Origin of the sequence: uncultured Pseudosulfitobacter sp., assembly GCF_963976325.1 — a bacterium.
Lineage (GTDB): Bacteria > Pseudomonadota > Alphaproteobacteria > Rhodobacterales > Rhodobacteraceae > Pseudosulfitobacter.
This window is the reverse complement of record NZ_CAXBJW010000001.1, coordinates 271222-297236: the sequence shown is the minus strand read 5'-3', so window position 1 is coordinate 297236 and position 26015 is coordinate 271222. Positions and strand designations below refer to the sequence as shown.

The window sequence follows — 26015 nt, the reverse complement described above, 5'->3', positions numbered from 1 at the left end:
CAGGGAGAACGAACATGGACCTGAAACGCATCACCGATGACCTGACGGTCAGCCCACAGATCATGCCTGCGGACCTGGCGGAACTGAAAGCCAAGGGGTTTCGCGCCGTCATCTGCAACCGGCCAGACGCAGAAGGCGCCGACCAGCCCACATTTGCCGAAATCGACGCCGCAGCGCGCGCCGTGGGACTTGAGGCGCGGTATGTTCCAGTGCAGCCCGGGCTTGTCACCGACGGCGACGCCGATGCGTTCGGCGCGGCCCTGCGCGATCTGCCGGGTCCGGTGCTGGCCTATTGCCGCACCGGCACACGCTCGGCGACGCTGTGGTCGCTGGATCAGGCGGGAACGTTGCCCATGGCACAGATCCTGTCGACGACCAAGGCGGCAGGCTATGACATGAACGGCGTGGCACGGCGCATCGCCAACGGTGGCAAGACCCCGACCGACACCAGCGACGTGCACTACGATGTTGTCATCGTCGGCGCGGGCGCAGGGGGGATTGCCGTTGCCGCCAGCCTGAAGGCACGCAAGCCGGACCTTGACGTCGCATTGATCGACCCTGCGGACATCCATTATTACCAACCCGGCTGGACCCTTGTCGGGGCCGGCGTGTTCCACGCGCAGGAAACCGCGCGCACCATGGGCGCGCTGATCCCGCAGGGGGTAAAGTGGATAAAGGCCGCCGTTGCCGCGTTCGAGCCAAAAACGAATGCCGTCATCCTGGAAGGGTGCCGGATCGTAACCTATGGCCGCTTGATTGTCAGCCCGGGGCTGAAACTGGATTGGTCTGCAATCGAGGGTTTGACCGACACCCTGGGGCGCAATGGGGTAACGTCGAATTATCGCTATGATCTGGCCCCTTACACGTGGGAGCTGGTGCAAGGCATGAACAAAGGCCGCGCGATCTTTACGCAACCGCCGATGCCGATCAAATGCGCAGGCGCGCCGCAAAAGGCAATGTACCTGTCGGGCGATGCATGGCTGCGGCGCGGCGTGCTGGGGGACATCGACATCCAATTCAACAATGCAGGCGGCGTGTTGTTCGGGGTCAAGGATTACGTTCCCGCGCTGATGGAATACGTCAAGAAATACGATGCATCGCTCAACTTTTTCCACACATTGACCGCCATCGACGGCCCGGCCAAAAAGGCCACCTTCAAGGTCGCATTGCCGGACACGCCAGCGACGACAATCACCACAGACTTCGACATGATCCACGTCTGCCCGCCGCAGACCGCGCCGGACTTTATCCGCGTGTCACCGCTGGCCGATGCGGCAGGCTGGGTGGATGTCGATCAGGCCACCCTGCGCCACAAAACCTATGACAACATCTGGAGCCTGGGCGACGTCATGAACGCACCCAACGCCAAAACCGCCGCCGCGGCACGTATGCAGGCACCAGTCGTGGCCGAAAACGTCGCCGCCGACATCGACGGGCGTTCGGCAGCGGCGCAATACAACGGCTACGGCTCGTGCCCGCTGACGGTCGAACGCGGCAAGATCGTGCTGGCGGAATTCGCCTATGGTGGTGTCTTGGCCCCCAGCTTTCCGAAATTTCTGATCGACGGGACGAAACCCAGTCGCGCGGCGTGGTTTCTCAAGGAAAAGCTGTTGCCACCCATCTATTGGAAAGCCATGCTGAGAGGCCGCGAATGGCTGGCCAAACCTGAGGCGCTGCCGGTTGTTGCCGAATAATTCCTGTTTTCGTGATTTCGCGCGGATCGCACCGGCCCGCCCGAACGTCGCTGTGAAAGACCCAAGATGATCCAATTGCTGCGCCACTACGCCCCTGTTTTCGACTGGGCTCGCCGCTACAACCGAGACAGCTTTTCCAACGATATGGTCGCTGCGGTGATCGTGACGATCATGCTGGTGCCTCAGTCGCTGGCCTACGCCATGCTGGCCGGTCTGCCACCCGAAGCCGGCATTTACGCGTCAATCGTGCCGATCGTTCTATATTCGATATTCGGCTCGTCGCGGGCGCTGGCCGTGGGGCCGGTTGCGGTGGTGTCGCTGCTGACCGCCTCTGCCGTGGCACAGGTGGCCGATGCGGGAACCGCCGGTTATGCGGTTGCGGCGCTGACACTGGCGCTGATGTCGGGACTGTTCCTGCTGGCGCTTGGCCTGTTCAGGTTGGGGTTTCTGGCAAATTTCCTGAGCCATCCGGTTATCGCAGGGTTCATCACCGCCTCGGGCATCCTGATCGCTGCCAGCCAAATCAAGCATCTGCTGGGCATCAAGGCCGAAGGGCACACGCTGATCCAGATGCTAAGCGCGCTTTGGCATCACCTGCCCGAAACGAACTGGATCACCATGATCCTTGGCGTCCTGGCCACCGCGTTTCTGTTCTGGGTGCGCAAGCGGTTCAATCCCCTGTTGCGGCGTATGGGTGTCGGCGCAAGAATGGCTGATGTGATGACCAAGGCAGGACCAGTGGCTGCCGTCGTGCTGACCACCGTGGCCGTCTGGGCGTTCGACCTGTCGGCACGCGGCGTCAGCATCGTGGGCGCGGTTCCGCAAAGCCTGCCGCCCTTCACCCTGCCCGGTTTTGCCCCTGACCTGATCGCGCAACTGGCGGTGCCCGCCGTGCTGATCTCGATCATCGGGTTTGTGGAATCCGTGTCGGTGGCGCAAACGCTTGCGGCCCGGAAACAACAGCGCATCGACCCCAATCAGGAACTGATCGGTTTGGGTGCCGCCAACATCGGCGCAGCATTTACCGGGGGGTTTCCGGTCACGGGCGGGTTTTCCCGGTCGGTCGTCAACTTTGACGCGGGCGCGGACACACCCGCGGCTGGCGCCTTTACCGCAATCGGGCTGGCCATCGCGGCTGTGGCGCTGACCCCGCTGATCTATTTTCTGCCCAATGCCACGCTGGCCGCCACCATCATCGTCGCGGTGCTGAGCCTTGTGGATTTTTCCATCCTGAAGAAAACATGGACCTATTCGCGCGGCGATTTTGCGGCGGTGACGGCCACCATCGTGCTGACGCTTGGCGCTGGGGTCGAGATCGGTGTTGCCTCGGGCGTGCTGCTGTCGATCCTGCTGCACCTGTTCAAAACCTCGCGCCCCCACGTGGCCGAGATCGGGCTGGTCCCCGGCACCCAGCATTTTCGCAACATCCACCGGCACGACGTGGAAACCGTGCAATCGGTGCTGAACCTGCGGGTCGATGAAAGCCTGTATTTCGTCAACGCGCGCTTCCTGGACGATCTGATTCAGGACCGCATTTTGCCAGATGGCCCCATCCGCGACGTGATCCTGATGTGTTCGGCGGTCAACGAGATCGACTTTTCCGCGCTGGAAAGCCTTGAGGCGATCAACCAGCGGCTGAAGCTTCTGGGCGTGGGCCTGCACCTGTCCGAGGTCAAAGGTCCGGTCATGGACCGGCTCAGGACATCGCATTTGATCAATGACCTGAACGGTCAGGTGTTTCTGTCAAATTACGATGCGTGGACAGAGGTCACGCAGCGACAAATCACGCGCGGGCATCGGTCCGCCTAGTTCCACTTGACCGGCGTCACATAGGCGATTTCATCATCGACACTGACCATCACTTCGCCGTCCTGGATATTGACCTGTAGCTTCATTGCGCGACTTGCCAGTTTCTCCAGCGCGGCGGTGTCGGTCTCGGAAAAGTTCAGGACCCGAAGGTTGTCGAAACGCGTGGTGCTGTTCTTGATCTTGTCCCACCACATCTCGGCTGTGCGGCCGCCGTAGGAATAGATGATCACCTGATCGGCCTTTCCACAGGATTGGCGCACGACCTTTTCACTGGGCTGGCCAAGCGCCACCCACAGCTCAAGCTCGCCACTCAGGCTTTTTTGCCAGATGTCCGGCTCGTCATCCGTGGACAGGCCTTTGGTCATTTCCAGTTGTTCGTGGGCGTTTAACGCAAAGGCAACAATGCGCACCATCAACCTTTCGTCCGTCTCCGAAGGGTGTTTTGCAACGGTCAGTTTGTGCGTCTCGTAATAGTGGCGATCCATATTGGATACGGAAAGCTCGACTTTGTAGATGGTAGATTTTTGCGCCATGACATGCCCCAGACCTGCGAAGTTGCCGATGCCTAGTGCGTCTGGGGGCATTGTGAAAGCACATAGCAGGCCCTGCGAACAATTGGTTTCGCTTGGCGGCTTTCGGGTTGGGCAACGGATCGGCACAGGCAAAAGGCCCGCACGAGGGGGTGCGGGCCTTGGTGTCGGGATCAAAACCGCGTCTAGCCTGCCAGCGATGGCAGCCACAACACGATGCTGGGGAAGGCCACCAGCAGACCGATGGTCACGGCATCCGCGAGGAAAAAGGGTGTCACGCCTTTGAACACGTCCTGCACGGTCAGGTCGTCGCGCACGCCCGCCACGACAAAGCAGTTCAGACCGATGGGCGGGGTGATCAGGCAGAACTCGGCCATTTTCACCACCAGAATCCCGAACCAGATCGCACACATCGGACCCGACATGCCAAAGGCACTGTCCGCCGCCGAGACCAGCTCGCCCCCGTTCAGCGCCATCACCGCCGGATAGACCACAGGCAGCGTCAACAGCAGCATCCCGATGGCATCCATGAACATCCCCAGCACCGCATAGGCCAGCAGAATGCAGATCAGGATCAGCATCGGGGACATTTGCAACGACGTGATCCAGTCGGCAAAAGCCCCCGGCAGGTCGGCAAAGCCCAGAAACCGCACATAGATCAGCACGCCCCAGATGATGGTAAAAATCATCACCGTCAGCTTGGCCGTCTCGATCAGCGCGTCTTTCAACTGGTTCAGACGCATCCCGCGATACAGCGCCATCAGGAACACGATGAACGCGCCCACGGCCCCGCCTTCGGTCGGGGTGCCCCATGCTTCGCCAAAGGGGTTGTAGACGAAAAAGATGATGATCACGATCACCGCCACGATAGGCAAGGCGGGCGGCAGGGATTCGAACCGTTCGCGCCATGTGAAACCGCTGACCGGAGGTCCGACGTTTTTGAACACCATGGCGATGCCGATGATCAGGATGGCATAGACCACCGCCGAGAACGCGCCGGGGATGAACCCCGCCAACAGCAGTTTGCCCACGTCCTGTTCAACGATGATCGCATAGATCACGAGGATGGCCGATGGCGGGATCAGCGATGCCAGCGTGCCGCCCGCGGCCACAACCCCCGCCGCGAATTGCTTGTTGTAGCCGATCTTCAGCATCTCGGGGATGGCGATGCGGGCAAAGACCGCTGCCGTGGCCACCGATGCGCCTGACACGGCGGCAAAGCCTGCGGTGGCAAAAACGGTCGACACCGCCAGCCCCCCGGGCACCCAGGCGATCCAGCGTTTGGCCGCCTCGAACAAGGCGGTCGTCAGCTTGGCATAATAGGCCAGATAGCCGATCAGGATAAAGGTCGGGATCAGGCTAAGCGCCTGTGACGACACTTTGGAATGGGGCACCTGCCCCGCGATCTTGACGCTGATTTCCAGCGCCTTGCCGATGCGCTCGGGGTCATAGTCAAAGCCGTTCCAGCGCAGCCAGAACAGCCCCGCAAAACCGGCAAGGCCCGCGGCAAAGGCCACGCGCATCCCCAGAACAACCATCACCAGCATGCCGCCCGTGGTCCACAGACCAATGGTAATCGGATCCATCAGTCGTCTCCCAGCGCGTCGGCTTCAAGTTTGGCCTGCTCGGCCACGGTCAGGATCAGCGGCACCGCCACCGGATTTTCCAGCCCCAGCACCAGCGCACGGGCGTATCCCCACGCTTGCAACACCAGACGCAGCGCCAGCACCGTAAACGCCATCGGTACGATCAGTTTGCTGGGCCAAAGTGGCAACCCGATGTCGATGGTGCTGTCGCGGCTGCAAAGGGGCCGCGCGCAATCGAACGACCGGTCAAAGTGCGCCCAACTGCCCCAGATCAACGCGACAATCAGCACAAGGATCAACAGGATCGAGATCAGTTCGAACAACCACTTTGCCCGCCCCGAAAGTGCGCCCACCAGCATGTCCATCCGAATGTGCCCGCCGCTGCGCTGCACATAAGACACGCCCATGATCGCAATCAGTGGCATCGCGGTTTCGATGTAATCGACGTAACCCAGCAACGGGCTGCCAAAGAACTTGCGCCCCAGCACCGACCACACGGCCAGAAACATAAGCGAAAAGACGGCAATGCCGCTGATCAGTGCAAAAAACCACTCGACGGGCAACAGCGCCCTGTCCAGCCTGCTGAGCAGACTTTTGTCTTCCAGAACCGATGACGTTCCTGCCATGTCTGTCCCCTAAGTTTTGATGTCCTGTGACCGGTGTTCAGGCCCGGTTTTGACGCAGGTGCATGTCCGAAGTGTGAAAAGCCACCGCAAGACGCGCTGCGGTGGCTTGACGGGGTGCGTGTCAGGTCCCGCCTGACGGCGTGACCCGATGGTGCCTTAGCTGCCCGATGCTTTGGCTTCCGCCAAAGTCTTTTCGACCAGATCGTACAGTTCCTGACCCGGCAGGCCCTGACCTTCCATGTCGGCAATCCATGCGTCACGGATGGGGCCGGCAGCTTTTTCGCGGAACTCGGCGATGGTCTCGTCGCTGTACATCACTTTTTCAACGCCCTTTTCTTCCAGAACCGTGTCCCAGCGCTTCAGCAGTTCGCCGTAGTTGGACAGGTAATAGTCGATTGCCTCGGGAACCGAGCTGTCCAGTGCTTCACGCTCGGCGTCGCTGAGGGATTCATAAGCGTCGATGTTCACCACCACGGGGCAGTTCACGGTGCCGGGGTTCAGGTTGGCGGTCCACCAGTCGGCCTGGTTGATCGTGCCAAAGCTGAGGTGGGCGTGCTGGGCAAAGGCCACAGTGTCCACAACACCCGATTCCATCGCCTGATAGGCTTCGGCGGAGGTCACGGATGTTGGTACGCCGCCGACCAGCGCGAACGCCTCGCCGATGCCGCCGGTGGCACGCACGCGCATACCGTCAAACTTGGCCAGCGTGTCGCGAGGCTCGCCGGTGCCCACAAGGTTGTATTGCGGCATGGGCGAAGTCATCAGCAGCTTGGCGTTCCACTGCGCCATCTCGTCAACGGCGGCGGGGTGCGCGTAAACCGCATTGGATACCGCCACCTCTTGTTTCAGGTTCTCGACACCCAGAAACGGCAGTTCCAGCACGGTGATCACGCGGTTCTTGTCTGCGTGGTAGCCAGCACAGAACTGCGCCATCTCGAACGCACCGATGCTGATGCCGTCCAGATTTTCACGGTTCTTCGACAGGCCGCCATAGCTGACATTCATGGTGAATTCGCCGTTGGTCTTTTCAGCCACCAGTTCGGCCAGCTTTTCAACGTGTTCGGTGAATGCGCGGCGTTTGCCCCAGACACTGACGTTCCATTCGGTCGCAGCAGCCTCGAGTGCAAAGGTGCAAGTCAGCGCGCCTGCAACGGCGCCCAGCGTAAATTTGTTCATGATACTCTCCCTTGTGCGCGCCTTGGGTGGCGCGCTTGGGCTCAGGGTAACCTGCGTTTCCCATCATGCCAATACCCAGAACCCCCGACGTCCGGGACCATTGCGGGGAACGCGAAAGAATGTTGCGTGATTCTGCCCCGCTGCGACACCTGCGGCCATAGGGCACAGGGGCAAAGCTGTGGCGACATGGGGACCGTCACGGTGTCGGACAGTTTGTGCGCGATTGGCCCCTGCGTCCATTTGACATGCAATCGCCCGAAAATAAGAGAAAAATGGCGTGCCGCAGGTTGAAATTTACAAAATGTTGGCGTTATCGGAAAAACATTTACAGCGAAACCGTTAAATTTCCGCAAGTTATTCCCTTCTTTTCACATCACGGTATTATCACGATCACATCAGGGAGGATGGAGACCAATGACATGCACACACGTGCCTGTCCCCTTCCCTTGATCACCAAGACCGCAAGGAAGGACGCCACCGATGACAAAAACCCACGCTCCGCACGCTCACATGGTTGCAAATGCACATGTGAACGCTGCCGACTATGATAAGATGTATGCCGCATCCATCGCCGATCCGGCAGCCTTTTGGGGCGAGCATGGCAAGCGCATCGACTGGATCAAACCCTATACACGGGTCAAGGACGTGTCCTTTGACTATGGCAACGTGTCGATCAAATGGTACGACGATGGCACCCTGAACGTCTCGGCCAACTGTATTGACCGCCATCTGGCGGCGCGCGGTGACCAGACCGCGATTATCTGGGAACCCGACAGCCCCGACGACGACGCGCTGCACATCACCTACCGCGATCTGCACAAGGCCACCTGCAAGATGGCCAACGTGCTGAAGGACATGGGCGTCGAAAAGGGCGACCGCGTGGTGATCTATATGCCGATGATCCCCGAGGCCGCCTATGCCATGCTGGCCTGCGCGCGGATCGGGGCAATCCATTCCATTGTGTTTGCGGGCTTTTCGCCTGACGCGCTGGCCGCCCGTGTGAACGGCTGCGGGGCCAAGGTTGTCATCACCGCCGACGAGGCGCCCCGTGGCGGGCGCAACACGCCGCTGAAAACCAACGCGGACAAGGCGCTGGCCAATTGTGACGACAGCGTCCTGTCGCTGGTGGTGCGCCGCACGGGTGCGGATGTGCCATGGTCGGACCGCGACCGTGACTATAACGCGCTGTCCGCCACCGCATCCGACACGTGCGAGCCGGCAGAAGTGAACGCCGAAGATCCGCTGTTTATCCTTTACACCTCGGGCTCTACCGGTCAGCCCAAGGGCGTGGTGCACACCACCGGCGGTTATCTGGTCTATGCGGCGATGACGCACCAGATCACGTTCGATTACCACGACGGAGACATCTATTGGTGCACCGCCGATGTGGGCTGGGTCACCGGCCACAGCTATATCGTCTATGGCCCGCTTGCCAACGGCGCGACCACCCTGATGTTCGAAGGTGTGCCAACCTATCCGGACGCCAGCCGGTTCTGGCAGATCTGCGAAAAGCACAAGGTTTCGCAGTTCTACACCGCCCCAACCGCGATCCGCGCGCTGATGGGCCAAGGCGACGATTTCGTCAAAAAGGCCGACCTCAGCAGCCTGAAACTGCTGGGCACGGTGGGCGAGCCGATCAATCCCGAAGCCTGGGAATGGTACAACTATGTTGTCGGCGGCGGGCGTTGCCCGATCGTCGATACATGGTGGCAGACCGAAACCGGCGGTCACCTGATGACCCCCCTGCCCGGCGCACATGAAACCAAACCGGGTGCCGCGCAAAAGCCGTTCTTTGGCATAGCGCCCGTGGTTCTGGACCCGACCAGCGGTCAGGAAATCGACGGCAATGGCGTCGAAGGTGTCTTGTGCATCGCGGACAGCTGGCCCGGCCAGATGCGCACCGTCTGGGGCGATCACGAACGGTTCGAGCAGACCTATTTCAGCGACTACAAGGGCTACTACTTTACCGGTGATGGGTGCCGCCGTGACCAAGACGGCGATTACTGGATCACCGGCCGCGTTGATGATGTGATCAACGTGTCCGGTCACCGCATGGGCACGGCCGAAGTTGAAAGCGCGCTGGTCGCCCACGACAAGGTCGCCGAAGCGGCGGTTGTCGGTTATCCGCACGACATCAAGGGGCAAGGCATTTACTGCTATGTTACCCTGATGAGCGGCGAAGAACCGTCGGAAGACTTGCGCAAGGAATTGCGCACATGGGTCCGCAACGAGATAGGCCCCATCGCCTCGCCCGACCTGATCCAGTGGGCGCCAGGCCTGCCCAAGACACGCTCGGGCAAAATCATGCGTCGTATCTTGCGCAAGATCGCCGAGAATGATTTTGGCGCATTGGGCGACACGTCGACACTGGCCGACCCGTCTGTTGTGGACGACCTGATCGCAAACCGCATGAACAAAGGCTGACCTGCATGACCGACACCAAGACCACCGCTGATGTTGCCACCGTGGCGCCGCCTGTGCTGATCCTGCTGGGGCCGCCGGGTGCCGGCAAGGGCACGCAGGCGCGTATGCTGGAAAAACGCTATGGCCTTGTGCAGCTTAGCACCGGCGACCTGCTGCGTGCGGCGGTGGCCGAGGGGTCCGAAGCAGGCAAGGCGGCGGACAAGGTGATGAAATCGGGCGGGCTGGTCAGTGACGAGATCGTCATCGCCATCCTGCGCGACCGGCTGGCCGACCCCGACACCGCCAAGGGCGTGATCCTGGACGGTTTCCCGCGTACCACCGTTCAGGCCGAGGCGCTGGACGATCTGCTGGCCGAAAGCGGACAGCGCATTGACGCGGCCATCAGCCTTGAGGTCGACGACGAGGCGATGGTGCACCGTATCGCGGGCCGCTACACCTGTGGAGAATGCGGCGAGGGGTATCACGACAGCTTCAAGAAACCCAAAGTCGAGGGCGTTTGCGACGTCTGCGGGGCGTCGAACATGAAACGCCGGTCGGATGACAACGCTGAAACCGTGGCCGAACGGCTGGCGGCCTATCACAAGCAGACCGCCCCGCTGATCACCTATTACGAGGATCGGGGCGCCTTGCAGCGCATCAACGCCATGGGGTCCATCGACGAGATCGCCACAACCGTCAGCCGCGCCGTGGCCGACGCGACGCGAAACCGACCGACGTAATCTAAGCGCTGGATCCTGTGAAACGGTGCGGTTCGCAAAAAGGCCCGGCAATTGCCGGGCCTTGTCTTTTCTGGCTCTCGTCTTCTCTGGATACGCTGCGCGCTTATTGCGCGGGCACCGAGACCAGTTCCATCTTGCTGACGGCCACGGCCAGATTGATGCCGGTTTCACCCGAGATGCTGAACGGTTGCAGGGCATATGTCTCGTTCGAGCCACCCAGCATCGCGTTCGCGCCCAAGCCGACGCCAGCGGAGGCCGCAGCCGTCACACCGCCATAGGTGCCCGCCAGCGCGCCGGTGACGTGTTCTTGCTCGGTCGGGGCCAGCACGACCCATTTGATCACAGCGCCGTCGCTGCGGCCCAGATCAATGCCGAATTTCTCAATCGAACCGGTGTAGAATTCCGGCGGCAGCTCGTCATTGGCCGGGTTGAACGTGCAAGCCAGTTCCTTGGTCGAGCCAAAGACGAAGCCGTTACCGCCTTCGACGTTGCAGTCCAGCAACCCCAGCTCGGCGCGGTCCTTGGCTTGGGCCTGTGCTGTGGTCGCGGGCCCGAACGTGCCTGCGGCCAGGCCTGCGGTCAGCGCCAGTGCTGCGGTGATGCTTTTGGGGGTGATACGTGTCATGTTGGTCTCCCGTTCGTTATAGGTGCGAGCTTGCCCGCGCTGACATGACAACGTGCGCGCGCCGCGCAATGTTCCAGTGCCGTCGCGGCAGGCGGCACTGCGCCCTCCCACGCACCTGTTCTGATATGGACACCACCGGCGGAACATGGCACCCGTCACAGGATGAGCGTTTACGACGAGATATTTGCCCCCGGCCCCGATACCGACGTGTCCTTGCGCCACGCCTTCGGGCGGTTTGGCACAGGCGTGACCGTGATCACCGCGGCGTCCGACATCGGGCCGCTGGGGTTCACGGCCAATTCGTTTTCATCGGTATCGCTCAACCCGCCGCTGGTGCTGTGGTCACTGTCGAACACGTCACGGCGCCACGACGCTTTTGCCCAAGCACAGCATTACAGCATCCACGTTCTGACCGATGCGCAGGCCGACATGGCGCTGCATTTCGCTGCCAAGGGCGACGGGTTCGACGCCTATCCCCACGACATCGACGCGCACGGCGTGCCGCTGCTGCACGGATGCCTTGCGCGGTTCGACTGCACCCACTACGCCGCGCACCCCGCAGGCGATCACAGCATCATCGTCGGGCGCGTCACTCAGGTCGCCGCCAAGGCCGCCGGTGCAGGTCTGGCCTTTGACCAAGGCGTATACGGTCGCTTTCAGGCGTTTTGACCCAACCCGTCTGACACAATGCAAAATGGCGCGGTTTCCCGCGCCATTGCTGTTTTAGTGCCAAGTGGCAAAAATCACTTCCAGCCAACTTCGTTAAAGATCTTCTGCGCCGCAGGCACGTTTTCCGCCACGGCGGACAGGTCGACATCATCGGGCTTGAACATGCCCAAGGCCGCGACCGACGGGCTAAGGCCCACACCCGGCACGGCAGGGTATTCATCGTTGCCGGCCGAGAAATATTCCTGCGCCTTGTCCGAGGCCAGATATTCAAGGAAGGCCACCGCATTGTCACGGTTGGGCGCATGAACAGCCACACCGCCGCCCGACAGGTTCATATGCGCGCCTTCGGCGTTCTGCGACGGGAACACCCAGCCAATGTTGGCAATCGCGTCTTTTTCCAGACCTTTGACATCGGTGCGCAGGGCGCGGGCGAAGTAATAGGTGTTGGAAATGGCAATGTCGCATTCGCCCGACACCAGTCCGCGCAACTGGTCGGTGTCACCGCCCTGCGGATCACGGGCAAAGTTGTCGACAATCCCTTGCGCCCAGGCCTTGGCCTCTTCCTCGCCAAAGTTTTCGATCATCGCGGCCAGCAGTGTCTGGGAATAGACGGCTGTGGACGACCGGTGGCACACCTGCCCCTTGTAGGCCGGATCGGCCAGATCAAGATAGGTTTGCGGCGGGTTTGCCACGCGGTCCTTGTCATAAAAGATGATCCGCGCACGCTGCGAGAAGCCAAACCATTCGTTGTCGGCATCTTGCAGATAGCCCGGAATGCGGTTTTCCAGAACATCGCTGTCCACGGATTGCAACACGCCCGCATCCTTGGCCCGCTTCAAACGCGAGGTGTCGACCGTCAGCAGTACGTCGGCGGGCGAGTTCTGCCCTTCGGCCTGCATCCGCGCGATCAGCTCGTCGGCGTTGCCTTCAATGCGGTTGATGGTGATGCCTGTGGCCTCGGTAAAGTCGGAATACAGCCGTTCGTCGGTGTCGTAGTGACGCGAGGAATACAGGTTCAACTCGCCGTCGGCATAGGCCGGCAGCGCCACCAACGTGGCAAAGGCAAGGGTCAGAGGGGGGGCGAAACGCATGGGGAAAACTCCTGTTGCAGTAAATTCCGATTAAAACAGTCAATTACTTAAATCGGGCCATGCGTCAAGCCATTGGCGTGAAAACCGGCAGGGTGTCGCAATTCGTCGCGCCCTGCCCCGCGCATGTTTCGCAAAGATGGTCCAGCTCTGCTATGGTGAGGAAAACCCCGAACCGAACGCGCATCGTTGAACAAACTTCGGGTTGAAACATAGAGCCGTTAGCGCTAACAAGACTGCAACAGCCAATGACACATATCCGTGAAGGGAACACCGCCCATGGCCCTCAATCCCAAGATTCAGGACGTCACAGCCCGCATTATCAAACGCTCGGCGGACAGCCGCGCGCGCTATCTGGACAACATGCGCCGCGCCGCCGACGACGGCCCACGCCGCGCGCACCTGACCTGTGGCAATCAGGCCCATGCCTTTGCCGCGATGGGCGCCGAGAAGGCGCCGCTGGTCGAAGGGATCAGCCCCAACATCGGCATCGTAACCGCGTACAACGACATGCTGTCAGCGCACCAGCCGTTCCAGCGGTTCCCCGATCTGATCAAGCAGACCGCACTGGCCAACGGCGGCACCGCACAGGTTGCGGGGGGCGTACCCGCCATGTGCGACGGCGTGACCCAGGGGCAAACGGGCATGGAGCTGTCGCTGTTTTCGCGCGACGTCATCGCGCTGGCCGCCGGTGTGGCGCTGTCGCACAACACCTTTGACAGTGCGGTTTATCTTGGTGTTTGCGACAAGATCGTGCCGGGGCTGATCATTGCCGCCGCGACCTTTGGCTACATCCCCTCGATCTTTCTGCCTGCGGGGCCGATGCCCTCGGGCCTGCCGAACGAGGAGAAATCCAAGGTCCGCCAGCAGCACGCCGCTGGCGAAGTGGGCCGCGACAAGCTGATGGAGGCCGAGATGGCATCCTATCACGGTCCGGGCACCTGCACGTTCTACGGCACCGCCAATTCCAACCAGATGCTGATGGAGTTCATGGGCCTGCACCTGCCCGGTGCGTCTTTCGTGAACCCCGACACCGACCTGCGCGATGCGCTGACCCATGCGGGCGCCAAACGCGCGCTGGAAATCACCAACCTGGGCAATGATTACCGCCCCGTCTGTGATATTCTGGACGAGCGCACCTTTGTGAACGGTCTGGTGGGGCTGATGGCGACGGGCGGATCGACCAATCTGGTGATCCACATCATCGCCATGGCCCGCGCCGCGGGCGTGCAGCTTGACCTGCAAGACCTCTCCGACATCTCTGACGCGACACCGCTGATGGCGCGCGTCTATCCCAACGGGCTGGCCGACGTGAACCATTTTCACGCGGCGGGTGGGCTGACCTATATGATCGGCGAACTGCTGGACGCGGGCCTTCTGCATCCTGACACAGTCACTGTCATGGGCAACGGCCTGCAAGACTACACGCAAGAACCCAAACTGATCGACGGCGAAGTCCGCTGGCAGGACGCCCCACGCCACAGCCAGAATGATCGTATCCTGCGCCCCGCCAGTGATCCCTTTGCACCGCAGGGGGGCCTTAAACAGTTGAACGGCAATCTTGGGCGCGGGGTGATCAAAATCTCGGCCGTTGCGGATGAACACCAGCTGATCGAGGCCCCTGCCCGCGTGTTCCACGACCAGGAAGAGGTCAAGGCCGCGTTCAAGGCAGGCACCCTGACCGACGACTGTGTGATCGTGGTGCGGTTTCAGGGGCCCAAGGCCAACGGCATGCCCGAACTGCACGCGCTGAACCCGCTGATGGCCGTGATGCAAGGACGCGGGCAAAAGGTGGCGCTGGTCACCGACGGGCGCATGTCCGGGGCATCGGGCAAGACCCCCGCCGCAATCCACGTCAGCCCCGAGGCACTGGACGGCGGGCTGATCGCCAAGGTACGCGACGGCGACATGATACGGCTGGACGCCAAGGCCGGAACGCTTCAGGTTCTGGCCGAAGGAATCGAAGACCGCGCGCCCGCCACTGCCGACCTGAGCGGCAACCGCAACGGCGTGGGCCGCGAGCTGTTCGCCATGTTCCGCGCCAACGTGGGCGGGGCCGACACCGGCGCTGCCGTGGTCGTTTAAGACACAACAGGAGAAACACGATGACACCCCAAGACGCCAGCGCCGCCGCCCTGCGCATTGCGCAAATGGCCCCGATCATTCCGGTTCTGGTGGTCGACGACGCCACCCACGCCGCGCCGCTGGCCCGCGCCCTTGTGGCGGGCGGGCTGCCCGCGCTTGAGGTGACGTTGCGCACGCCTGCCGCCCTTGACGTGATCCGCGAGATGGCGGGCGTTCCGGGTGGCGTCGTGGGCGCCGGCACCCTGCTGACCCCTGCCGATGTGCAAGCTGCCAAAGACGCAGGCGCGCAATTCGGCGTGTCCCCCGGCGCAACCGACCGCCTGCTGGACGCCTGCGAAGAGGCCGACCTGCCTCTGCTGCCCGGTGCCGCCACCGCATCCGAGGCGATGCGCCTGCTGGAACGCGGCTACACCATGCTAAAGTTTTTTCCCGCCGAAGCCTCGGGCGGGGCGGCCGCGATCAAAGCCATCGGCGCGCCGATCCCGCAGGTGATGTTCTGCCCCACGGGCGGCGTCAGCCCGGCCAATGCCGCAGATTACCTGAGCCTGCCGAACGTCGTTTGTGCAGGCGGGTCCTGGGTTGCCCCCAAGGATATGGTGCTGGCGGGGGACTGGGACGGGATCACAGCGCTGGCACAGGCAGCGGCGCAGTTAGAGCGCTGACAAGGCCCCCCATCGCCCCGCAGAACATATGGCCGCTTGCATCCCAAGCGGCCATTTTCACACGCGGCTTATGACTGACACTGGGCCGGCATCTTGAAATCCGGCTGCCGCGTCTTTGCCTCGGCGTACAGAGCGCATTCTGCCGCGACCATATCGGCGCGGGCCTTTTCAATTTCCGCACGTTGTTCCGGCGTTGGCTGTTTCTTGGGGGCCGATGTAGATGTCGGTGTCGATGTCCCGCAGGCGACCAACGCCAGTGCGGCGATCAGCGGCAAGGCAAGTTTGCGCATGTGTTTTTGTCCATGTTTTCAAAGCCGAACATAATTGTTCGCCGCATGAGTGTGGGAACACTGGCCGCGTGTCAACGCCGGTTCAACCACAACATGCTCTGTCAGGGCGCGATCAGCGTCACCCCCGGCATCCGCTGGATGCGCAGCATGTCGTCGTCATAGACCTCGGTCAGCTCGTCAACCAGATCCTCGGTCCAGCCGGGCATGTCCAGCTCTTCCTCGATCTCGTCTTCCAGCGCGTATTTGTCCAGAAACGCCGCGATCACCCGGCGTTTCTGGATCTCGGTCATCGCCGGATGGGTCTTGAGATAGCCGCGAAACCGCTGCATCCCTTCGGGCGACATGATGTCACCCAGCACGTCAAAGCCGCCGATGATCTTTTCGTTGTGCTCCAGCCCCGCCATCTCGCGGATGATCTCGGCCCAGATCAGCGGCGTGTCCTCGTTGCACCACACCGTGATGTTCACGTTGGGCGCGGCCGCACGCACTTCGACCAGCATGTCCGACCACCGCACATCCGCCGGATCGACCCCACCCAGAAACGCGTCCACGCTTTCATGCGGTGACGCACGGAACACCGCGGGCAAAAACGCCGCCGGATTGCGCAGCGCTGTGAACATCTCGATCTGGTCATGCGGGAAAAGCTGGCTCATTTGCACCATCCGCTCGGCCGCATTGGGATAAAGCAGCCCGCCCCGCACCGACGCGCGCGGCGCACCGAACACATGCGCATGGCTCAGAATCACACGATCTGCATCTTCCGCGTCCAGAATGGCATCCAGCAAAACATCCCGCGCCCCTTCGGCGGGTGCTGCGTTCTGCATCGCGCCAAACGTATCACGCAACAATTTGCGATAGCGCGAAGGCCCGGGCACGGCCACGCCCTTGGCGGCAAAGTCTTCCTTGTTGCGCAGCAGGCATTTGACCAACCGCTCTTCTTCCGTGAAGTGCGCGCCTGTATGAAGAACAATCTGCATAAATGGGTGTCTGATCCTGTAAGGCTGTGCCCGTGCGTTTGTTATAGCGTTTTTGACGGTCGGGAAAACCACCAAACATAAACTGCATCAGCAAGTGCATTTTCATCTTGCGCGTCGTGTAACAGCGCAGTAAACGAGCGCCCGAGTGCCCCTATAGCTCAGCTGGTAGAGCAACTGATTTGTAATCAGTAGGTCCGCGGTTCGAGTCCGTGTGGGGGCACCATTTTTCCTTAAATCTCAGTAATTTTTCGCGCAGTCACAGCGCTCTTATACGTGCGCATGTCATCATAAACCGGGGCCAAAGGCGCTTCCTTTCGAAATGTCCCTCCTGCTGTGGCCACAGCCCAACCTTGCGGGAGAATCGCCAAGCCCCTCTTCTCTTGCCAAGACCGCAAACTGTGCAGAGCCGGCGGATACATTTGGCCTACCCTCGGCGACATTTTAGCTTATTGGGAGAGCAAATCTTATCAAGGACGCACCATGACATCCTCACAGACCCTGCCAGAACTGGTTAACGCTGCACTGACTGCCGCGAAAGCGTCACAAGACCGGATTTCGGCAATCCTGGAACATGCGCAGGGTCAGCCTCTGTCGGGCGCGCAAATCGAAGAAGTGACATCTGAAACGGTCGCAATCGAATTGGCGGCCGTCGATGTCTTTACCGTGTTCGAAGCACGCATGCAGCGCCATTTCAAACGCGGCCCGCTGTCACGCAAAGTCGAAGCCCGGTTGTCGGCCGCCGGACATGCCGATCTTGCCCACAGGCTTCACCAATACTACCTGGCGATCAATGTCCTGAAGCACGGCACAGGCGCGAGCCATCGTGAGTTGCTGAGCGCCAAGACACCGATGTTTGCCGTGGTACAGGCCGCGGAAGGCCCGACCAGGGCCGAGGGCGCGCCCTCGGGCTTGATTGATGTCATGTCGCCGCGTTTCTTTGACGGGTTGGCGGAAACCATTCTTGACGCATCTCAGTTTCTCGAGAACGGCCAGGGTTAGGCGCAGCCGCGCTCAGCCGCAATCTGTCACATTCTCAACGCGCAACCAGCCCGCGATGCCGCTTTGCCAGATGTCGCGTTGTGTGCTGTCGTGGCGCACCCACAGCCAGCTTTCCGACTGCGCCGGAGCCAGATCCTGTTGAGGGTAAAGAACAATATCTCCCACGGGCACAACGTGAAGAAGGTCCGAACTCTCGTCGGGTTCAGCATGTAGTGGCACGCTTGCCGCGCCCGCAACGGTTGCGACAACCTCACAAGCCTCGGAGGCCAGGGCCGGTGATGACATCCCTGACAGGACGCAAAGCAACGCGGCAAAGCCGGTGGTCTGTCGCATGAAAATCCCCCCGTGGCCGACAATTGACCACGCCCCTGACGCTACGCTGCCCGGTCAAAGGCGGCAAGCATTCAAGTAAAGAGGTGCACCGTCCCGGTACGGACAGGGTGCAGCAGGTGCGAGGCAAGCAATCGCGCGCCCCGCGCCCCGCGTCAGGACATGCCCAGCGCTTCTTTGTACATCTCCAGAACCGCTTCTTCTTCGGCGATGTCGTCGGGCTCGCGCTTGCGCAGGGCGATGACCTTGCGGATCACCTTGGTGTCGTAACCGCGCCCTTTGGCTTCGGCCATCACCTCTTTTTGCTGTTCGGCAAGGTCTTTTTTCTCGGCATCCAGACGTTCGATCCGCTCGATGAACTGGCGCAGTTCGTCGGCGGTCACGCGGTAGCTTTCAAGGTTCGTGGCGGTGTCGGTCATGGGGCGCGTCCTTCGGTCAGGGCTGGTCTGGCAAGACCCAACCGATACCGTCCTGCCCTGCCGCCTGCAAGTCACCTTTGACGCCGGTTTGACGCAAGCCCCGCCTGCTGCGTCGCATTCACAACTTGATCGGCAGCGATCCGCAGGCTAAGCCACGCCTACTTTGGTTCGGCGGGGTGACTCGTCGTTAAAGGGAACGCGGTACGGGGCAATTTCCCCAAATCCGTGACTGCCCCCGCAACTGTAAGCGGTGAGCGCCGCCGTCACATGCCACTGGGGATCAACCCCGGGAAGGCGCGGCCCCGCATCGACCCGCAAGTCAGGAGACCTGCCAAAGGGATCACCCGGATACACGCGCGGGGTGCGTATGTGTCGGCGGCCTGACCGCTTTGGTGGCGTTTCACCGGCGGAAGGCGCTTTGTCCTTTCCCATATCGACGACCAAAGGGCCGGACCCAACCGACCCGTCTGTAAGGGGATAATTTTATGAAACATCTACTCGCTTCGGCCTCCGTGCTGGCCATGGCCACCCTGCCCCGCGTTGCACTGGCGCAGGATGACGCCTTTGATCTGGGCACGATCACCGTCTCGGCCAGCCAGACGCCGGTTGAGACGAAACGCACCGGCACTGTGGTCGAAGTGGCCGAGCAGGACGACATCGAAAAGAGCAGCAGCGCGCGCGTTGAAGAAACGCTGGACACTTTGCCGGGCATTTCGGTGTCGGGCAATGGCGGCCTTGGCAGCACCACGACGCTGCGCATCCGTGGCCTGCCCGGCAAATACATCCCCGTCTACATCGACGGCATCGACATGACCGACCCTTCCAGCGGGCAAACATCTTTCGGATTCGGCAGCCTAACCACCGCGGGTATCGACCGGATCGAAGTGCTGAAAGGCTCGCAATCAGCAATCTACGGTTCAGAGGCTATTGGTGGGGTGATCAACATCACCACCCTGCGTGCCACCGAAATGGGAACACAACTGCGCTATAGCTTCGAAGCAGGCAGCTACGACACTTATTCCGCCACATTTGGCGTGGCGACCAAAACTGAGCGCGGTGAGCTCGCCTTTACCTTCAGCCATATCGACACCAACGGGTTTTCTGCGGCTGATGAAAATGATGGCAACGACGAAGCTGACGGTTATAAAGGCACGACGCTTTTTCTAACGGGTGCCCATCAGGCCACCGATGTTGTCAAGCTTGGTTTCGCATTGAACTACATCGATAGCGAAACTGAATATGACAGCTTCAATCCGGGCCTCACAGATACCGACGATTTATCGCTTATTACACGGAAAGGCGCACGCATTTACGCTGAAGTCGATGGCGGTGTAATTCAGCATACTTTTTCCATGAATTACTCAGAAACCGACCGCGAATATAAATCTGGTGGCAATAGCAATTTCAATGGACGCCGCAACGAGCTCGCCTACAAAGGCGTGACCCAGATGGGCGCGGTTGATCTGGCCTTTGGCGCCAGCTACACCGAAGAAAAATCTGACGTCGACGGAGTCAAGAACACTTACGAGATCGCGTCGGTCTTTGGCGAGGCACAATATGCCGCCTCCGAGGATGTGGACCTGAGCTTTGCTCTTCGTCACGACGACCACTCGACCTTTGGCGGGTTCACCACGGGCCGTCTTGCGGCCAACTGGCGCATCACAGCGGACACCACCCTGCGCGCGTCCATTGGCACCGGGTTCCGTGCGCCATCGCTCTACGAGTTGTTCGACCCTCTCTATGGCAACTCGTCATTGGTTCAAGAAGAAAGCCGAAGCGCCGAGATTGGCGTTGAACACCGCTTTGCCAAAGATGCACAGATCAAGGCCACCGTCTTCTACACAGAAATCGACAACTTGATAGACTACTTTGATCCTGATGGCTGGACTGGGCCGATTCCGGGGCGCTTTGAACAGTTGCAAGGTGCATCGCGAACTTCTGGCCTTGAACTGTCGGGCCGCGTGGCGCTGGGGGCGGGCACCGATCTGTTCGGCTCGTACACCTACACAGATGGCAAAGATTCAAGCGGCAACCAGTTGATACGCGTGCCCAAGCACGACTTTGTCATTGGCGTCGAGGCAGACCTGAGCGACAAGCTGTCAGGCCAGCTGGTGCTGAACCACGTCGCAGGGCGCGCCAATGACGGCGGCAATGCAATGCCCGACTACACCGTGGTGAACGCCTCCATGACCTATGACTTCAGCGACACCACCGAAGGCTATGTGCGGCTGGAGAACCTGACCAACGAGCAATACCAGACCTCGTACGGCTACGGCACTTCTGACCGCGCGATTTACTTTGGCGTCCGTGCGTCGTTCTGATCTCATAACATCCCTGGCGGCGCTGCTGGTCAGCGCCGCTGCGGCCATGGCAGCCCCCCCGCAGCGGGTGGTCTCGATCAACCTGTGCACCGACCAGCTTGCGTTGCTGATGGCCGCCCCCGGTCAACTGGTGTCGGTCACACGGTTGTCACACGAGGACACGGATTCGGCTTTTTCCGAACAGGCCCGCGCCCTGCCCGCGAACGGATCGGGCGCCGAAGAAGTTTATCTGCTGAAACCCGATCTGGTGCTGGCCGGCACGTTCACCTCGATGGCGACGATTTCCATGTTGCGCAACCTTGGTATCGAAGTGGTGCAATTCGCCCCCGCCCGCGCGCTGTCGGATGTGCCCGAGCGGTTGGCGCAGATGGGCACCGCCCTGGGCCGCGAGGCTGAGGCCACCGCCCTGATCGACACCTTCAACAGCGAACTTGCCGAGCTCTCCGCCACACCTGCCCACCGCCCCCGCGCCGCACTGACATATGTGAACAACTATTCCTCGGGCCGCCATTCGCTGGCGGGTGACGTGCTGTTTGCCGCCGGATTCGACAATGTCGCGGAAGAGGTGGGCCTTGGGTCGGTTGGCGTGCTGCCGCTGGAGCAGCTGGTGCTGCTGGCCCCTGATGTGATTGTCCAAGGGCGCAATTATCCCGGTGCCGCGCGCGCCGAGGACAATCTGGACCACCCAGCCCTGTCGTCGCTGAAAGGCACCTATATGGCCGGAGAGCTGACCGACCGTGATTGGGTCTGCGGTACGCCGAACGTGCTGAACGCCGTGCGCAGCATGGTAAATCTGCGCAAACAGGTCGAGGCCCGCAAATGAAGCTGACGGTTCTTCTGACGACCCTTTGCGTGGTCCTGTTCGTGATTTCGCTGGTGACCGGCACCACGCCTGTGTCCGTGTGGCATTCGTTCACCAGCCTGTTCGCCACCGACGGCACTCCGATGAGCGTGGTAATGCAGCAAATCCGCCTGCCGCGTGCGCTGTTGGCGGTGATGATCGGCGCGTCGTTGGGGGTATCCGGTGCCGCGATGCAGGGCTATCTGCGCAACCCGCTGGCCGAGCCGGGCCTGATCGGCGTGTCGGCGGCGGCGGGTCTGGGCGCGGTGCTGGCGCTGCAAACCGGACTGGCGGCCGCCTTTGCCTTGGCGTTGCCGCTGTCGGCGCTGCTGGCGGCGCTGATCGCCGTGGCGATGATCCTGACGCTGGCCGGACCGGGCGGCGCGGCGCTGACGCTGATCCTTGCGGGGATTGCGATTTCGGCGCTGGCCTCGGCCTTTACCTCGCTGGTGCTGAACCTGTCGCCGAACCCCTTTGCCGCCGCCGAAATCGTGTTCTGGATGCTGGGGTCGCTGGCCGACCGGTCGTTTTCGCACGTCTGGCTGGCGCTGCCGTTCATGGTGGTGGGCTGGGTGCTGCTGGGGTCGTTGGGCCGTGGTCTGGACGCGCTGACGCTGGGCGAAGACGCCGCCGCCGCGATGGGCGTGCGCCTGCCCCGTTTGCGTCTGGCGTTGGTCATCGGCACGGCGGCCTGTGTGGGCGCCGGTACGGCTGTTGCAGGCTCCATCGGCTTTGTCGGACTGGTGGTGCCGCATGTGCTGCGCCCCTTTGTGGGTGGGCAACCGTCGCGGCTGCTGTGGGCCTCGGCGCTTGGCGGGGCGGCGATGGTGCTGGCGGCGGACATAGCTGTGCGCGTGGCCCTGCCCGACCGCGACCTGAAGCTGGGCGTGCTGATGGCGCTGGTCGGTGCGCCGCTGTTCCTGCACCTGATCTACAAGACGCGGGGGACACTGCAATGAGCCTGCTGACCCTGCAAAACCTGACCGTTCAACGCGGCGCCTGTCCGGTGATCGACAACGTGTCGCTGACCTTGCAGCCCGGCGAATGCGTCGGCCTGCTGGGACCAAATGGCGCCGGCAAAACCACCCTGATGCGCGCGGCCCTTGGCCTGTTGCCGCACGAGGGCACATCGTCTCTGGCGCAGATGACCAGCATGGAGCGTGCGCGCGCCTGTGCGTGGATGCCCCAGGCCCGCGAGATCGCCTGGCCCGTGAGTGTGGAGCGGCTGGTGCGGCTGGGCCGTCTGCCCCATACTGGCACCAAGGCCGAGGATGCCGCCGCCGTCCGCGACGCGCTGGCGCAGATGGGGCTGGAGGCCTACGCCCAACGCACCGCGACGCAACTGTCGGGCGGCGAACAGGCGCGGGTGCTGATCGCCCGCGCGCTGGCGCAGGATACGCCGATGATGATGGCGGATGAACCGATCGCGGGCCTTGATCCCGCCGCACAGATTGCCACGATGCGGGTGTTTTCCGACCTTGCCGCCGCGGGGCGCACGGTGCTGACATCCTTGCACGACCTGGGGCTGGCCGCGCGCCATTGCACCCGCGTGATCCTGCTGCATCGCGGCACTATTGTCGCTGACGGCCCTCCGGTCGAGGTGATGACGCCCCAGAACCTCGCCGACGTCTTTGGCATCCTCGCCCATTACGAAATGACCGACCGCGGCCCCGTGTTCCAGACGCTGGACACGCTGACATGATCGTGCCGCTGTCCCTTGACCGCCCGTGGCTGCGCTTTGACCTGGGCGGGCCGCATCAGGTGTTCAGTTGGGCGCTGAACCGCCCCGGCTTTGTCACTGCCGATGCGATCTCATGGCGCGAGGTGCGCAATGCCGATCTGACACCGGATCTGGACGTGCTGGACTGGCTGACGGGCGAACTGGTCAAGCGCGGCACGCCCGATGATGTGTGTTTCCTGACCTCGCGCGACATTCGCGCGGTGACCGAGCATACCACCACCGCAGGCATCGCCAACGCCCGCGCCGTGGCCACCGTGGGCCTGTCGAACGCCGAACACATCGGCACGCGGCTGGACCGGTCGGGCAAGGATTGGGGCACCATCAACGTCGCGGTGCAGACAGACGTCGCCCTGACCCAAGCCGCCCTGATCGAGATGATGGCCATCGCCACCCAGGCCCGCACCGTCGCGGTGATGGAGGTGGCCCACCAGTTGCCCACCGGCATTGCCACCGGCACCGGCACCGACTGCATCGCGGTGGCTGCCCCTGCGGGCGACGCGACCTTTGCGGGGATGCACACCGATCTGGGCGAAGCGGTCGGCCGCGCCGTCTACACCGCTGTTCTGCAAGGCGCGCAAGAGTGGATGCGGACCGTCCGCAGGCCAGAGGTGATCTGATGGCCTTCCCCCCCGAACGCATCGTCTGCCTGACCGAGGAAACAGTCGAAACGCTGTACCTGCTGGGCCAGTCCGACCGCATCGTCGGTGTCACAGGCTATGCCGTCCGCCCCGCCCGCGTGCGCCGCGAAAAGCCGCGCGTGGGGGCGTTCACCTCGGCGGATGTGCCCAAGATACTGGAGTTGCAGCCCGATCTGGTGCTGACCTTTTCGGACCTGCAAGCCGACATTGCCGCCGATCTGATCCGCGCAGGGATCGCCGTGCACGGGTTCAATCAACGCTCGGTCGCGGGCATTCTGGATATGATCCGCACCTTGGGCGCGCTGACCGGTTGCGCGGCAGAGGCCAATGCGCTGGCCGACAGCTACGGCGCGCGCATCGACACCATCCGCGCCACCCCGCGTCCGTCCTGTCCCCGCGTGTATTTTGAAGAATGGGACGACCCGCCCATTTCGGGCATCCGCTGGGCATCCGAGCTGATCGAGATCGCCGGTGGCGTCGATGTCTTTGCCCACCTGCAAGCCGAACAGGGCGCCCGTGCCCGCATACTGGATGCGCAACAGGTGATTGACGCGGCCCCCGATGTTATCATCGCCTCGTGGTGCGGCAAGAAGGTGCGTCCCGAACGCATCGCTGCCCGCCCCGGCTGGGACACCATTCCCGCAGTGGCGCAGGCCCGCATCCACGAGATCAAATCGCCGCTGATCCTGCAACCGGGCCCTGCGGCCCTGACCGACGGGCTGGACGCCATTCTGACCGCCCTATGGGGAGAGACACCATGATTTTGCCACCCTCGTTGATCGCATTTCTGGAACGCGGCGGGCCTGTGCTGTGGCTGATCGCGGCGCTGTCGGTGCTGACGCTGGCGCTGATCCTTTGGAAGCTGTGGCAACTGGCGCGGCTGGGCGCGTGGTCGGGCGCGGCCACGGCGGCGGCGCTGGACGACTGGGCGCAAGGCAATGTGGACAGCGCCCGCGCAAAGCTGGCCGGTCGCCGGTCCATACGCGCACGTATGGCGCTGGCGGCAATGGACGCGCGACTTGATCCGGAACTGAACGAAGCGCAAGCGCGCGAGGAAACCACCGCACATGCGCGCATTGACCTGGCCCACACCCGCAGCGGTCTGCGCGCGCTGGAGTTGATCGCCACAACCGCCCCGTTGCTGGGTCTGCTGGGCACGGTTGTCGGCATGATCGACGCCTTTCAGGCCCTGCAAGAGGCAGGCAGCCGCGCCGATCCCGCAGCCCTTGCCGGTGGCATCTGGGAGGCGCTGCTGACCACCGCCGCAGGCATGGCCGTGGCGATTCCCGCAGGCGTGGCCCTGACGTGGTTCGAAAGCATCGCCGCACGGCTGCAAGGCGACATGGAAACCGCCGCCACCCGTGTGTTCACCCGAGGCCCCAAAGCGCCCTGATGTTCAGCTTTGGCCCCATTCGGCCCGCCCGCAGGCCCAGCCTTACGCCGATGATCGACGTGGTGTTTCTGCTGCTGGTGTTCTTCATGCTGGCCGCACGGTTTGGCACCGACTTTGCCCTGCCGTTGCAGACGGCGGGTCGTGGAGCTGACTATTCCGGTCCGCCGCGTCTGGTGGGCATCACAGCCGATGGCGTGACCCTGAACGGCGTGGCGGTCGATGACTTGCCTGCCGCCCTTGCGCCGCTGATGTCGGGACCGGACGACGCCGTGCTGCTGCGGGCCCGCGGCGCGGCCACGGTACAGGATCTGGTGCGCACGCTGGACGATCTGCGTGCCGCCGGCCTGACGCAACTGATCGTGGTGGAATAGCG

General features: G+C 62.2%; 26 protein-coding genes, 1 tRNA gene and 1 riboswitch. Of the genes, 17 read left to right on the top strand and 10 right to left on the bottom strand.

What is annotated here, in order from left to right; translation table 11 throughout:
* Nucleotides 1-14: 14 nt before the first annotated feature.
* Nucleotides 15-1694, top strand: coding sequence for a TIGR01244 family sulfur transferase (locus AAC077_RS01490; RefSeq protein ID WP_339766172.1), 1680 nt, complete (start codon nucleotides 15-17; stop codon nucleotides 1692-1694).
* Nucleotides 1695-1760: 66 nt separating this feature from the next.
* Complete coding sequence (gene sulP, locus AAC077_RS01485; RefSeq protein ID WP_339766171.1) at nucleotides 1761-3503, top strand: sulfate permease; 1743 nt, start codon at nucleotides 1761-1763, stop codon at nucleotides 3501-3503.
* Here sulP and AAC077_RS01480 read toward each other — a convergent pair.
* The 4 genes from AAC077_RS01480 to dctP all read right to left on the bottom strand — a co-directional run bounded on the left by AAC077_RS01480 (nucleotide 3500) and on the right by dctP (nucleotide 7421).
* Nucleotides 3500-4036, bottom strand: a complete 537-nt coding sequence (locus AAC077_RS01480; RefSeq protein ID WP_339766170.1) for a YaeQ family protein — start codon at nucleotides 4034-4036, stop codon at nucleotides 3500-3502. The genes sulP and AAC077_RS01480 overlap by 4 nt on opposite strands.
* Nucleotides 4037-4218: 182 nt before the next feature.
* Nucleotides 4219-5619 (bottom strand): TRAP transporter large permease, encoded by a 1401-nt coding sequence (locus AAC077_RS01475; protein WP_339766169.1) that lies wholly within the window; start codon nucleotides 5617-5619, stop codon nucleotides 4219-4221.
* On the bottom strand, nucleotides 5619-6245 hold the full coding sequence (locus AAC077_RS01470; RefSeq protein ID WP_339766168.1) for a TRAP transporter small permease: 627 nt from the start codon (nucleotides 6243-6245) through the stop codon (nucleotides 5619-5621). The genes AAC077_RS01475 and AAC077_RS01470 overlap by 1 nt, the downstream gene beginning before the upstream one ends.
* A 156-nt stretch (nucleotides 6246-6401) precedes the next feature.
* Nucleotides 6402-7421 (bottom strand): TRAP transporter substrate-binding protein DctP, encoded by a 1020-nt coding sequence (gene dctP, locus AAC077_RS01465; RefSeq protein ID WP_339766167.1) that lies wholly within the window; start codon nucleotides 7419-7421, stop codon nucleotides 6402-6404.
* 480 nt (nucleotides 7422-7901) lie between these two features.
* Here dctP and acs point away from each other — a divergent pair, with 480 nt between their 5' ends.
* Complete coding sequence (gene acs / locus AAC077_RS01460; protein ID WP_339766166.1) at nucleotides 7902-9845, top strand: acetate--CoA ligase; 1944 nt, start codon at nucleotides 7902-7904, stop codon at nucleotides 9843-9845.
* A gap of 5 nt (nucleotides 9846-9850) precedes the next feature.
* The gene (locus AAC077_RS01455) at nucleotides 9851-10564 is read left to right on the top strand and encodes an adenylate kinase (protein WP_339766165.1); all 714 of its coding nucleotides are present in this window, start codon (nucleotides 9851-9853) and stop codon (nucleotides 10562-10564) included.
* A gap of 103 nt (nucleotides 10565-10667) precedes the next feature.
* Here AAC077_RS01455 and AAC077_RS01450 read toward each other — a convergent pair whose 3' ends face one another.
* Complete coding sequence (locus AAC077_RS01450; protein WP_339766164.1) at nucleotides 10668-11189, bottom strand: DUF992 domain-containing protein; 522 nt, start codon at nucleotides 11187-11189, stop codon at nucleotides 10668-10670.
* Nucleotides 11190-11351: 162 nt separating this feature from the next.
* On the opposite strand from AAC077_RS01450, the gene AAC077_RS01445 reads away from it, so the two are divergent.
* Nucleotides 11352-11858 (top strand): flavin reductase family protein, encoded by a 507-nt coding sequence (locus AAC077_RS01445; protein ID WP_339766163.1) that lies wholly within the window; start codon nucleotides 11352-11354, stop codon nucleotides 11856-11858.
* Nucleotides 11859-11932: 74 nt separating this feature from the next.
* Here AAC077_RS01445 and AAC077_RS01440 read toward each other — a convergent pair whose 3' ends face one another.
* On the bottom strand, nucleotides 11933-12949 hold the full coding sequence (locus AAC077_RS01440; RefSeq protein ID WP_339766162.1) for a Fe(3+) ABC transporter substrate-binding protein: 1017 nt from the start codon (nucleotides 12947-12949) through the stop codon (nucleotides 11933-11935).
* Nucleotides 12950-13225: 276 nt separating this feature from the next.
* On the opposite strand from AAC077_RS01440, the gene edd reads away from it, so the two are divergent.
* Complete coding sequence (gene edd, locus AAC077_RS01435) at nucleotides 13226-15031, top strand: phosphogluconate dehydratase (protein WP_339766161.1); 1806 nt, start codon at nucleotides 13226-13228, stop codon at nucleotides 15029-15031.
* 20 nt (nucleotides 15032-15051) lie between these two features.
* Nucleotides 15052-15693, top strand: coding sequence for a bifunctional 4-hydroxy-2-oxoglutarate aldolase/2-dehydro-3-deoxy-phosphogluconate aldolase (gene eda, locus AAC077_RS01430; protein ID WP_339766160.1), 642 nt, complete (start codon nucleotides 15052-15054; stop codon nucleotides 15691-15693).
* A 68-nt stretch (nucleotides 15694-15761) separates the two neighbouring features.
* On the opposite strand, the gene AAC077_RS01425 is transcribed toward eda, so the two are convergent.
* Both AAC077_RS01425 and AAC077_RS01420 read right to left on the bottom strand, forming a co-directional pair.
* Nucleotides 15762-15983: a hypothetical protein gene (locus AAC077_RS01425; protein ID WP_339766159.1), complete on the bottom strand. Its 222-nt coding sequence runs from the start codon at nucleotides 15981-15983 to the stop codon at nucleotides 15762-15764.
* 101 nt (nucleotides 15984-16084) lie between these two features.
* Complete coding sequence (locus AAC077_RS01420) at nucleotides 16085-16960, bottom strand: hypothetical protein (RefSeq protein WP_339766158.1); 876 nt, start codon at nucleotides 16958-16960, stop codon at nucleotides 16085-16087.
* A 147-nt stretch (nucleotides 16961-17107) separates the two neighbouring features.
* Between AAC077_RS01420 and AAC077_RS01415 the strand changes: the two genes are divergently transcribed.
* A tRNA-Thr gene (locus AAC077_RS01415) sits at nucleotides 17108-17183 on the top strand.
* A 257-nt stretch (nucleotides 17184-17440) separates the two neighbouring features.
* Entirely contained in the window at nucleotides 17441-17959 is a 519-nt protein-coding gene (locus tag AAC077_RS01410; protein ID WP_339766157.1) for a hypothetical protein, read from the top strand.
* Between the two features lie 12 nt (nucleotides 17960-17971).
* Here AAC077_RS01410 and AAC077_RS01405 read toward each other — a convergent pair whose 3' ends face one another.
* Both AAC077_RS01405 and AAC077_RS01400 read right to left on the bottom strand, forming a co-directional pair.
* Nucleotides 17972-18292 (bottom strand): hypothetical protein, encoded by a 321-nt coding sequence (locus AAC077_RS01405; protein ID WP_339766156.1) that lies wholly within the window; start codon nucleotides 18290-18292, stop codon nucleotides 17972-17974.
* 152 nt (nucleotides 18293-18444) lie between these two features.
* Nucleotides 18445-18708: a DUF2312 domain-containing protein gene (locus tag AAC077_RS01400; protein ID WP_028958061.1), complete on the bottom strand. Its 264-nt coding sequence runs from the start codon at nucleotides 18706-18708 to the stop codon at nucleotides 18445-18447.
* Between the two features lie 147 nt (nucleotides 18709-18855).
* A riboswitch (cobalamin riboswitch) is annotated at nucleotides 18856-19059 on the top strand.
* Between the two features lie 134 nt (nucleotides 19060-19193).
* On the opposite strand from AAC077_RS01400, the gene AAC077_RS01395 reads away from it, so the two are divergent.
* From AAC077_RS01395 to AAC077_RS01360, 8 genes are read left to right on the top strand one after another with little or no spacing between them, the layout of a single operon-like run.
* Nucleotides 19194-21029: a TonB-dependent receptor gene (locus tag AAC077_RS01395; RefSeq protein WP_339766155.1), complete on the top strand. Its 1836-nt coding sequence runs from the start codon at nucleotides 19194-19196 to the stop codon at nucleotides 21027-21029.
* Complete coding sequence (locus tag AAC077_RS01390; RefSeq protein WP_339766154.1) at nucleotides 21016-21852, top strand: ABC transporter substrate-binding protein; 837 nt, start codon at nucleotides 21016-21018, stop codon at nucleotides 21850-21852. The genes AAC077_RS01395 and AAC077_RS01390 overlap by 14 nt, the downstream gene beginning before the upstream one ends.
* Nucleotides 21849-22829 (top strand): iron ABC transporter permease, encoded by a 981-nt coding sequence (locus tag AAC077_RS01385; protein ID WP_339766153.1) that lies wholly within the window; start codon nucleotides 21849-21851, stop codon nucleotides 22827-22829. Before AAC077_RS01390 ends, AAC077_RS01385 begins: the two co-directional genes overlap by 4 nt.
* Nucleotides 22826-23572 carry an ABC transporter ATP-binding protein gene (locus tag AAC077_RS01380; protein WP_339766152.1) on the top strand — a complete coding sequence of 249 codons (747 nt, stop codon included), beginning with the start codon at nucleotides 22826-22828 and terminating at the stop codon, nucleotides 23570-23572. The genes AAC077_RS01385 and AAC077_RS01380 overlap by 4 nt, the downstream gene beginning before the upstream one ends.
* Nucleotides 23569-24228: an adenosylcobinamide amidohydrolase gene (locus tag AAC077_RS01375; protein WP_339766151.1), complete on the top strand. Its 660-nt coding sequence runs from the start codon at nucleotides 23569-23571 to the stop codon at nucleotides 24226-24228. Before AAC077_RS01380 ends, AAC077_RS01375 begins: the two co-directional genes overlap by 4 nt.
* Nucleotides 24228-25010 (top strand): cobalamin-binding protein, encoded by a 783-nt coding sequence (locus AAC077_RS01370; RefSeq protein ID WP_339766150.1) that lies wholly within the window; start codon nucleotides 24228-24230, stop codon nucleotides 25008-25010. The genes AAC077_RS01375 and AAC077_RS01370 overlap by 1 nt, the downstream gene beginning before the upstream one ends.
* Nucleotides 25007-25642, top strand: coding sequence for a MotA/TolQ/ExbB proton channel family protein (locus AAC077_RS01365; protein WP_339766149.1), 636 nt, complete (start codon nucleotides 25007-25009; stop codon nucleotides 25640-25642). Before AAC077_RS01370 ends, AAC077_RS01365 begins: the two co-directional genes overlap by 4 nt.
* Nucleotides 25642-26013, top strand: a complete 372-nt coding sequence (locus AAC077_RS01360; protein WP_339766148.1) for a biopolymer transporter ExbD — start codon at nucleotides 25642-25644, stop codon at nucleotides 26011-26013. Before AAC077_RS01365 ends, AAC077_RS01360 begins: the two co-directional genes overlap by 1 nt.
* Nucleotides 26014-26015: the final 2 nt, after the last annotated feature.

Bases quoted from the DNA above. Each gene is read 5' to 3' on its own strand.
- AAC077_RS01490 (WP_339766172.1), top strand. From the start codon at position 15: ATGGACCTGAAACGCATCACCGATGACCTGACGGTCAGCCCACAGATC.
- sulP (WP_339766171.1), top strand. From the start codon at position 1,761: ATGATCCAATTGCTGCGCCACTACGCCCCTGTTTTCGACTGGGCTCGC.
- AAC077_RS01480 (WP_339766170.1), bottom strand. From the start codon at position 4,036: ATGGCGCAAAAATCTACCATCTACAAAGTCGAGCTTTCCGTATCCAAT.
- AAC077_RS01475 (WP_339766169.1), bottom strand. From the start codon at position 5,619: ATGGATCCGATTACCATTGGTCTGTGGACCACGGGCGGCATGCTGGTG.
- AAC077_RS01470 (WP_339766168.1), bottom strand. From the start codon at position 6,245: ATGGCAGGAACGTCATCGGTTCTGGAAGACAAAAGTCTGCTCAGCAGG.
- dctP (WP_339766167.1), bottom strand. From the start codon at position 7,421: ATGAACAAATTTACGCTGGGCGCCGTTGCAGGCGCGCTGACTTGCACC.
- acs (WP_339766166.1), top strand. From the start codon at position 7,902: ATGACAAAAACCCACGCTCCGCACGCTCACATGGTTGCAAATGCACAT.
- AAC077_RS01455 (WP_339766165.1), top strand. From the start codon at position 9,851: ATGACCGACACCAAGACCACCGCTGATGTTGCCACCGTGGCGCCGCCT.
- AAC077_RS01450 (WP_339766164.1), bottom strand. From the start codon at position 11,189: ATGACACGTATCACCCCCAAAAGCATCACCGCAGCACTGGCGCTGACC.
- AAC077_RS01445 (WP_339766163.1), top strand. From the start codon at position 11,352: ATGAGCGTTTACGACGAGATATTTGCCCCCGGCCCCGATACCGACGTG.
- AAC077_RS01440 (WP_339766162.1), bottom strand. From the start codon at position 12,949: ATGCGTTTCGCCCCCCCTCTGACCCTTGCCTTTGCCACGTTGGTGGCG.
- edd (WP_339766161.1), top strand. From the start codon at position 13,226: ATGGCCCTCAATCCCAAGATTCAGGACGTCACAGCCCGCATTATCAAA.
- eda (WP_339766160.1), top strand. From the start codon at position 15,052: ATGACACCCCAAGACGCCAGCGCCGCCGCCCTGCGCATTGCGCAAATG.
- AAC077_RS01425 (WP_339766159.1), bottom strand. From the start codon at position 15,983: ATGCGCAAACTTGCCTTGCCGCTGATCGCCGCACTGGCGTTGGTCGCC.
- AAC077_RS01420 (WP_339766158.1), bottom strand. From the start codon at position 16,960: ATGCAGATTGTTCTTCATACAGGCGCGCACTTCACGGAAGAAGAGCGG.
- AAC077_RS01410 (WP_339766157.1), top strand. From the start codon at position 17,441: ATGACATCCTCACAGACCCTGCCAGAACTGGTTAACGCTGCACTGACT.
- AAC077_RS01405 (WP_339766156.1), bottom strand. From the start codon at position 18,292: ATGCGACAGACCACCGGCTTTGCCGCGTTGCTTTGCGTCCTGTCAGGG.
- AAC077_RS01400 (WP_028958061.1), bottom strand. From the start codon at position 18,708: ATGACCGACACCGCCACGAACCTTGAAAGCTACCGCGTGACCGCCGAC.
- AAC077_RS01395 (WP_339766155.1), top strand. From the start codon at position 19,194: ATGAAACATCTACTCGCTTCGGCCTCCGTGCTGGCCATGGCCACCCTG.
- AAC077_RS01385 (WP_339766153.1), top strand. From the start codon at position 21,849: ATGAAGCTGACGGTTCTTCTGACGACCCTTTGCGTGGTCCTGTTCGTG.
- AAC077_RS01380 (WP_339766152.1), top strand. From the start codon at position 22,826: ATGAGCCTGCTGACCCTGCAAAACCTGACCGTTCAACGCGGCGCCTGT.
- AAC077_RS01375 (WP_339766151.1), top strand. From the start codon at position 23,569: ATGATCGTGCCGCTGTCCCTTGACCGCCCGTGGCTGCGCTTTGACCTG.
- AAC077_RS01370 (WP_339766150.1), top strand. From the start codon at position 24,228: ATGGCCTTCCCCCCCGAACGCATCGTCTGCCTGACCGAGGAAACAGTC.
- AAC077_RS01365 (WP_339766149.1), top strand. From the start codon at position 25,007: ATGATTTTGCCACCCTCGTTGATCGCATTTCTGGAACGCGGCGGGCCT.
- AAC077_RS01360 (WP_339766148.1), top strand. From the start codon at position 25,642: ATGTTCAGCTTTGGCCCCATTCGGCCCGCCCGCAGGCCCAGCCTTACG.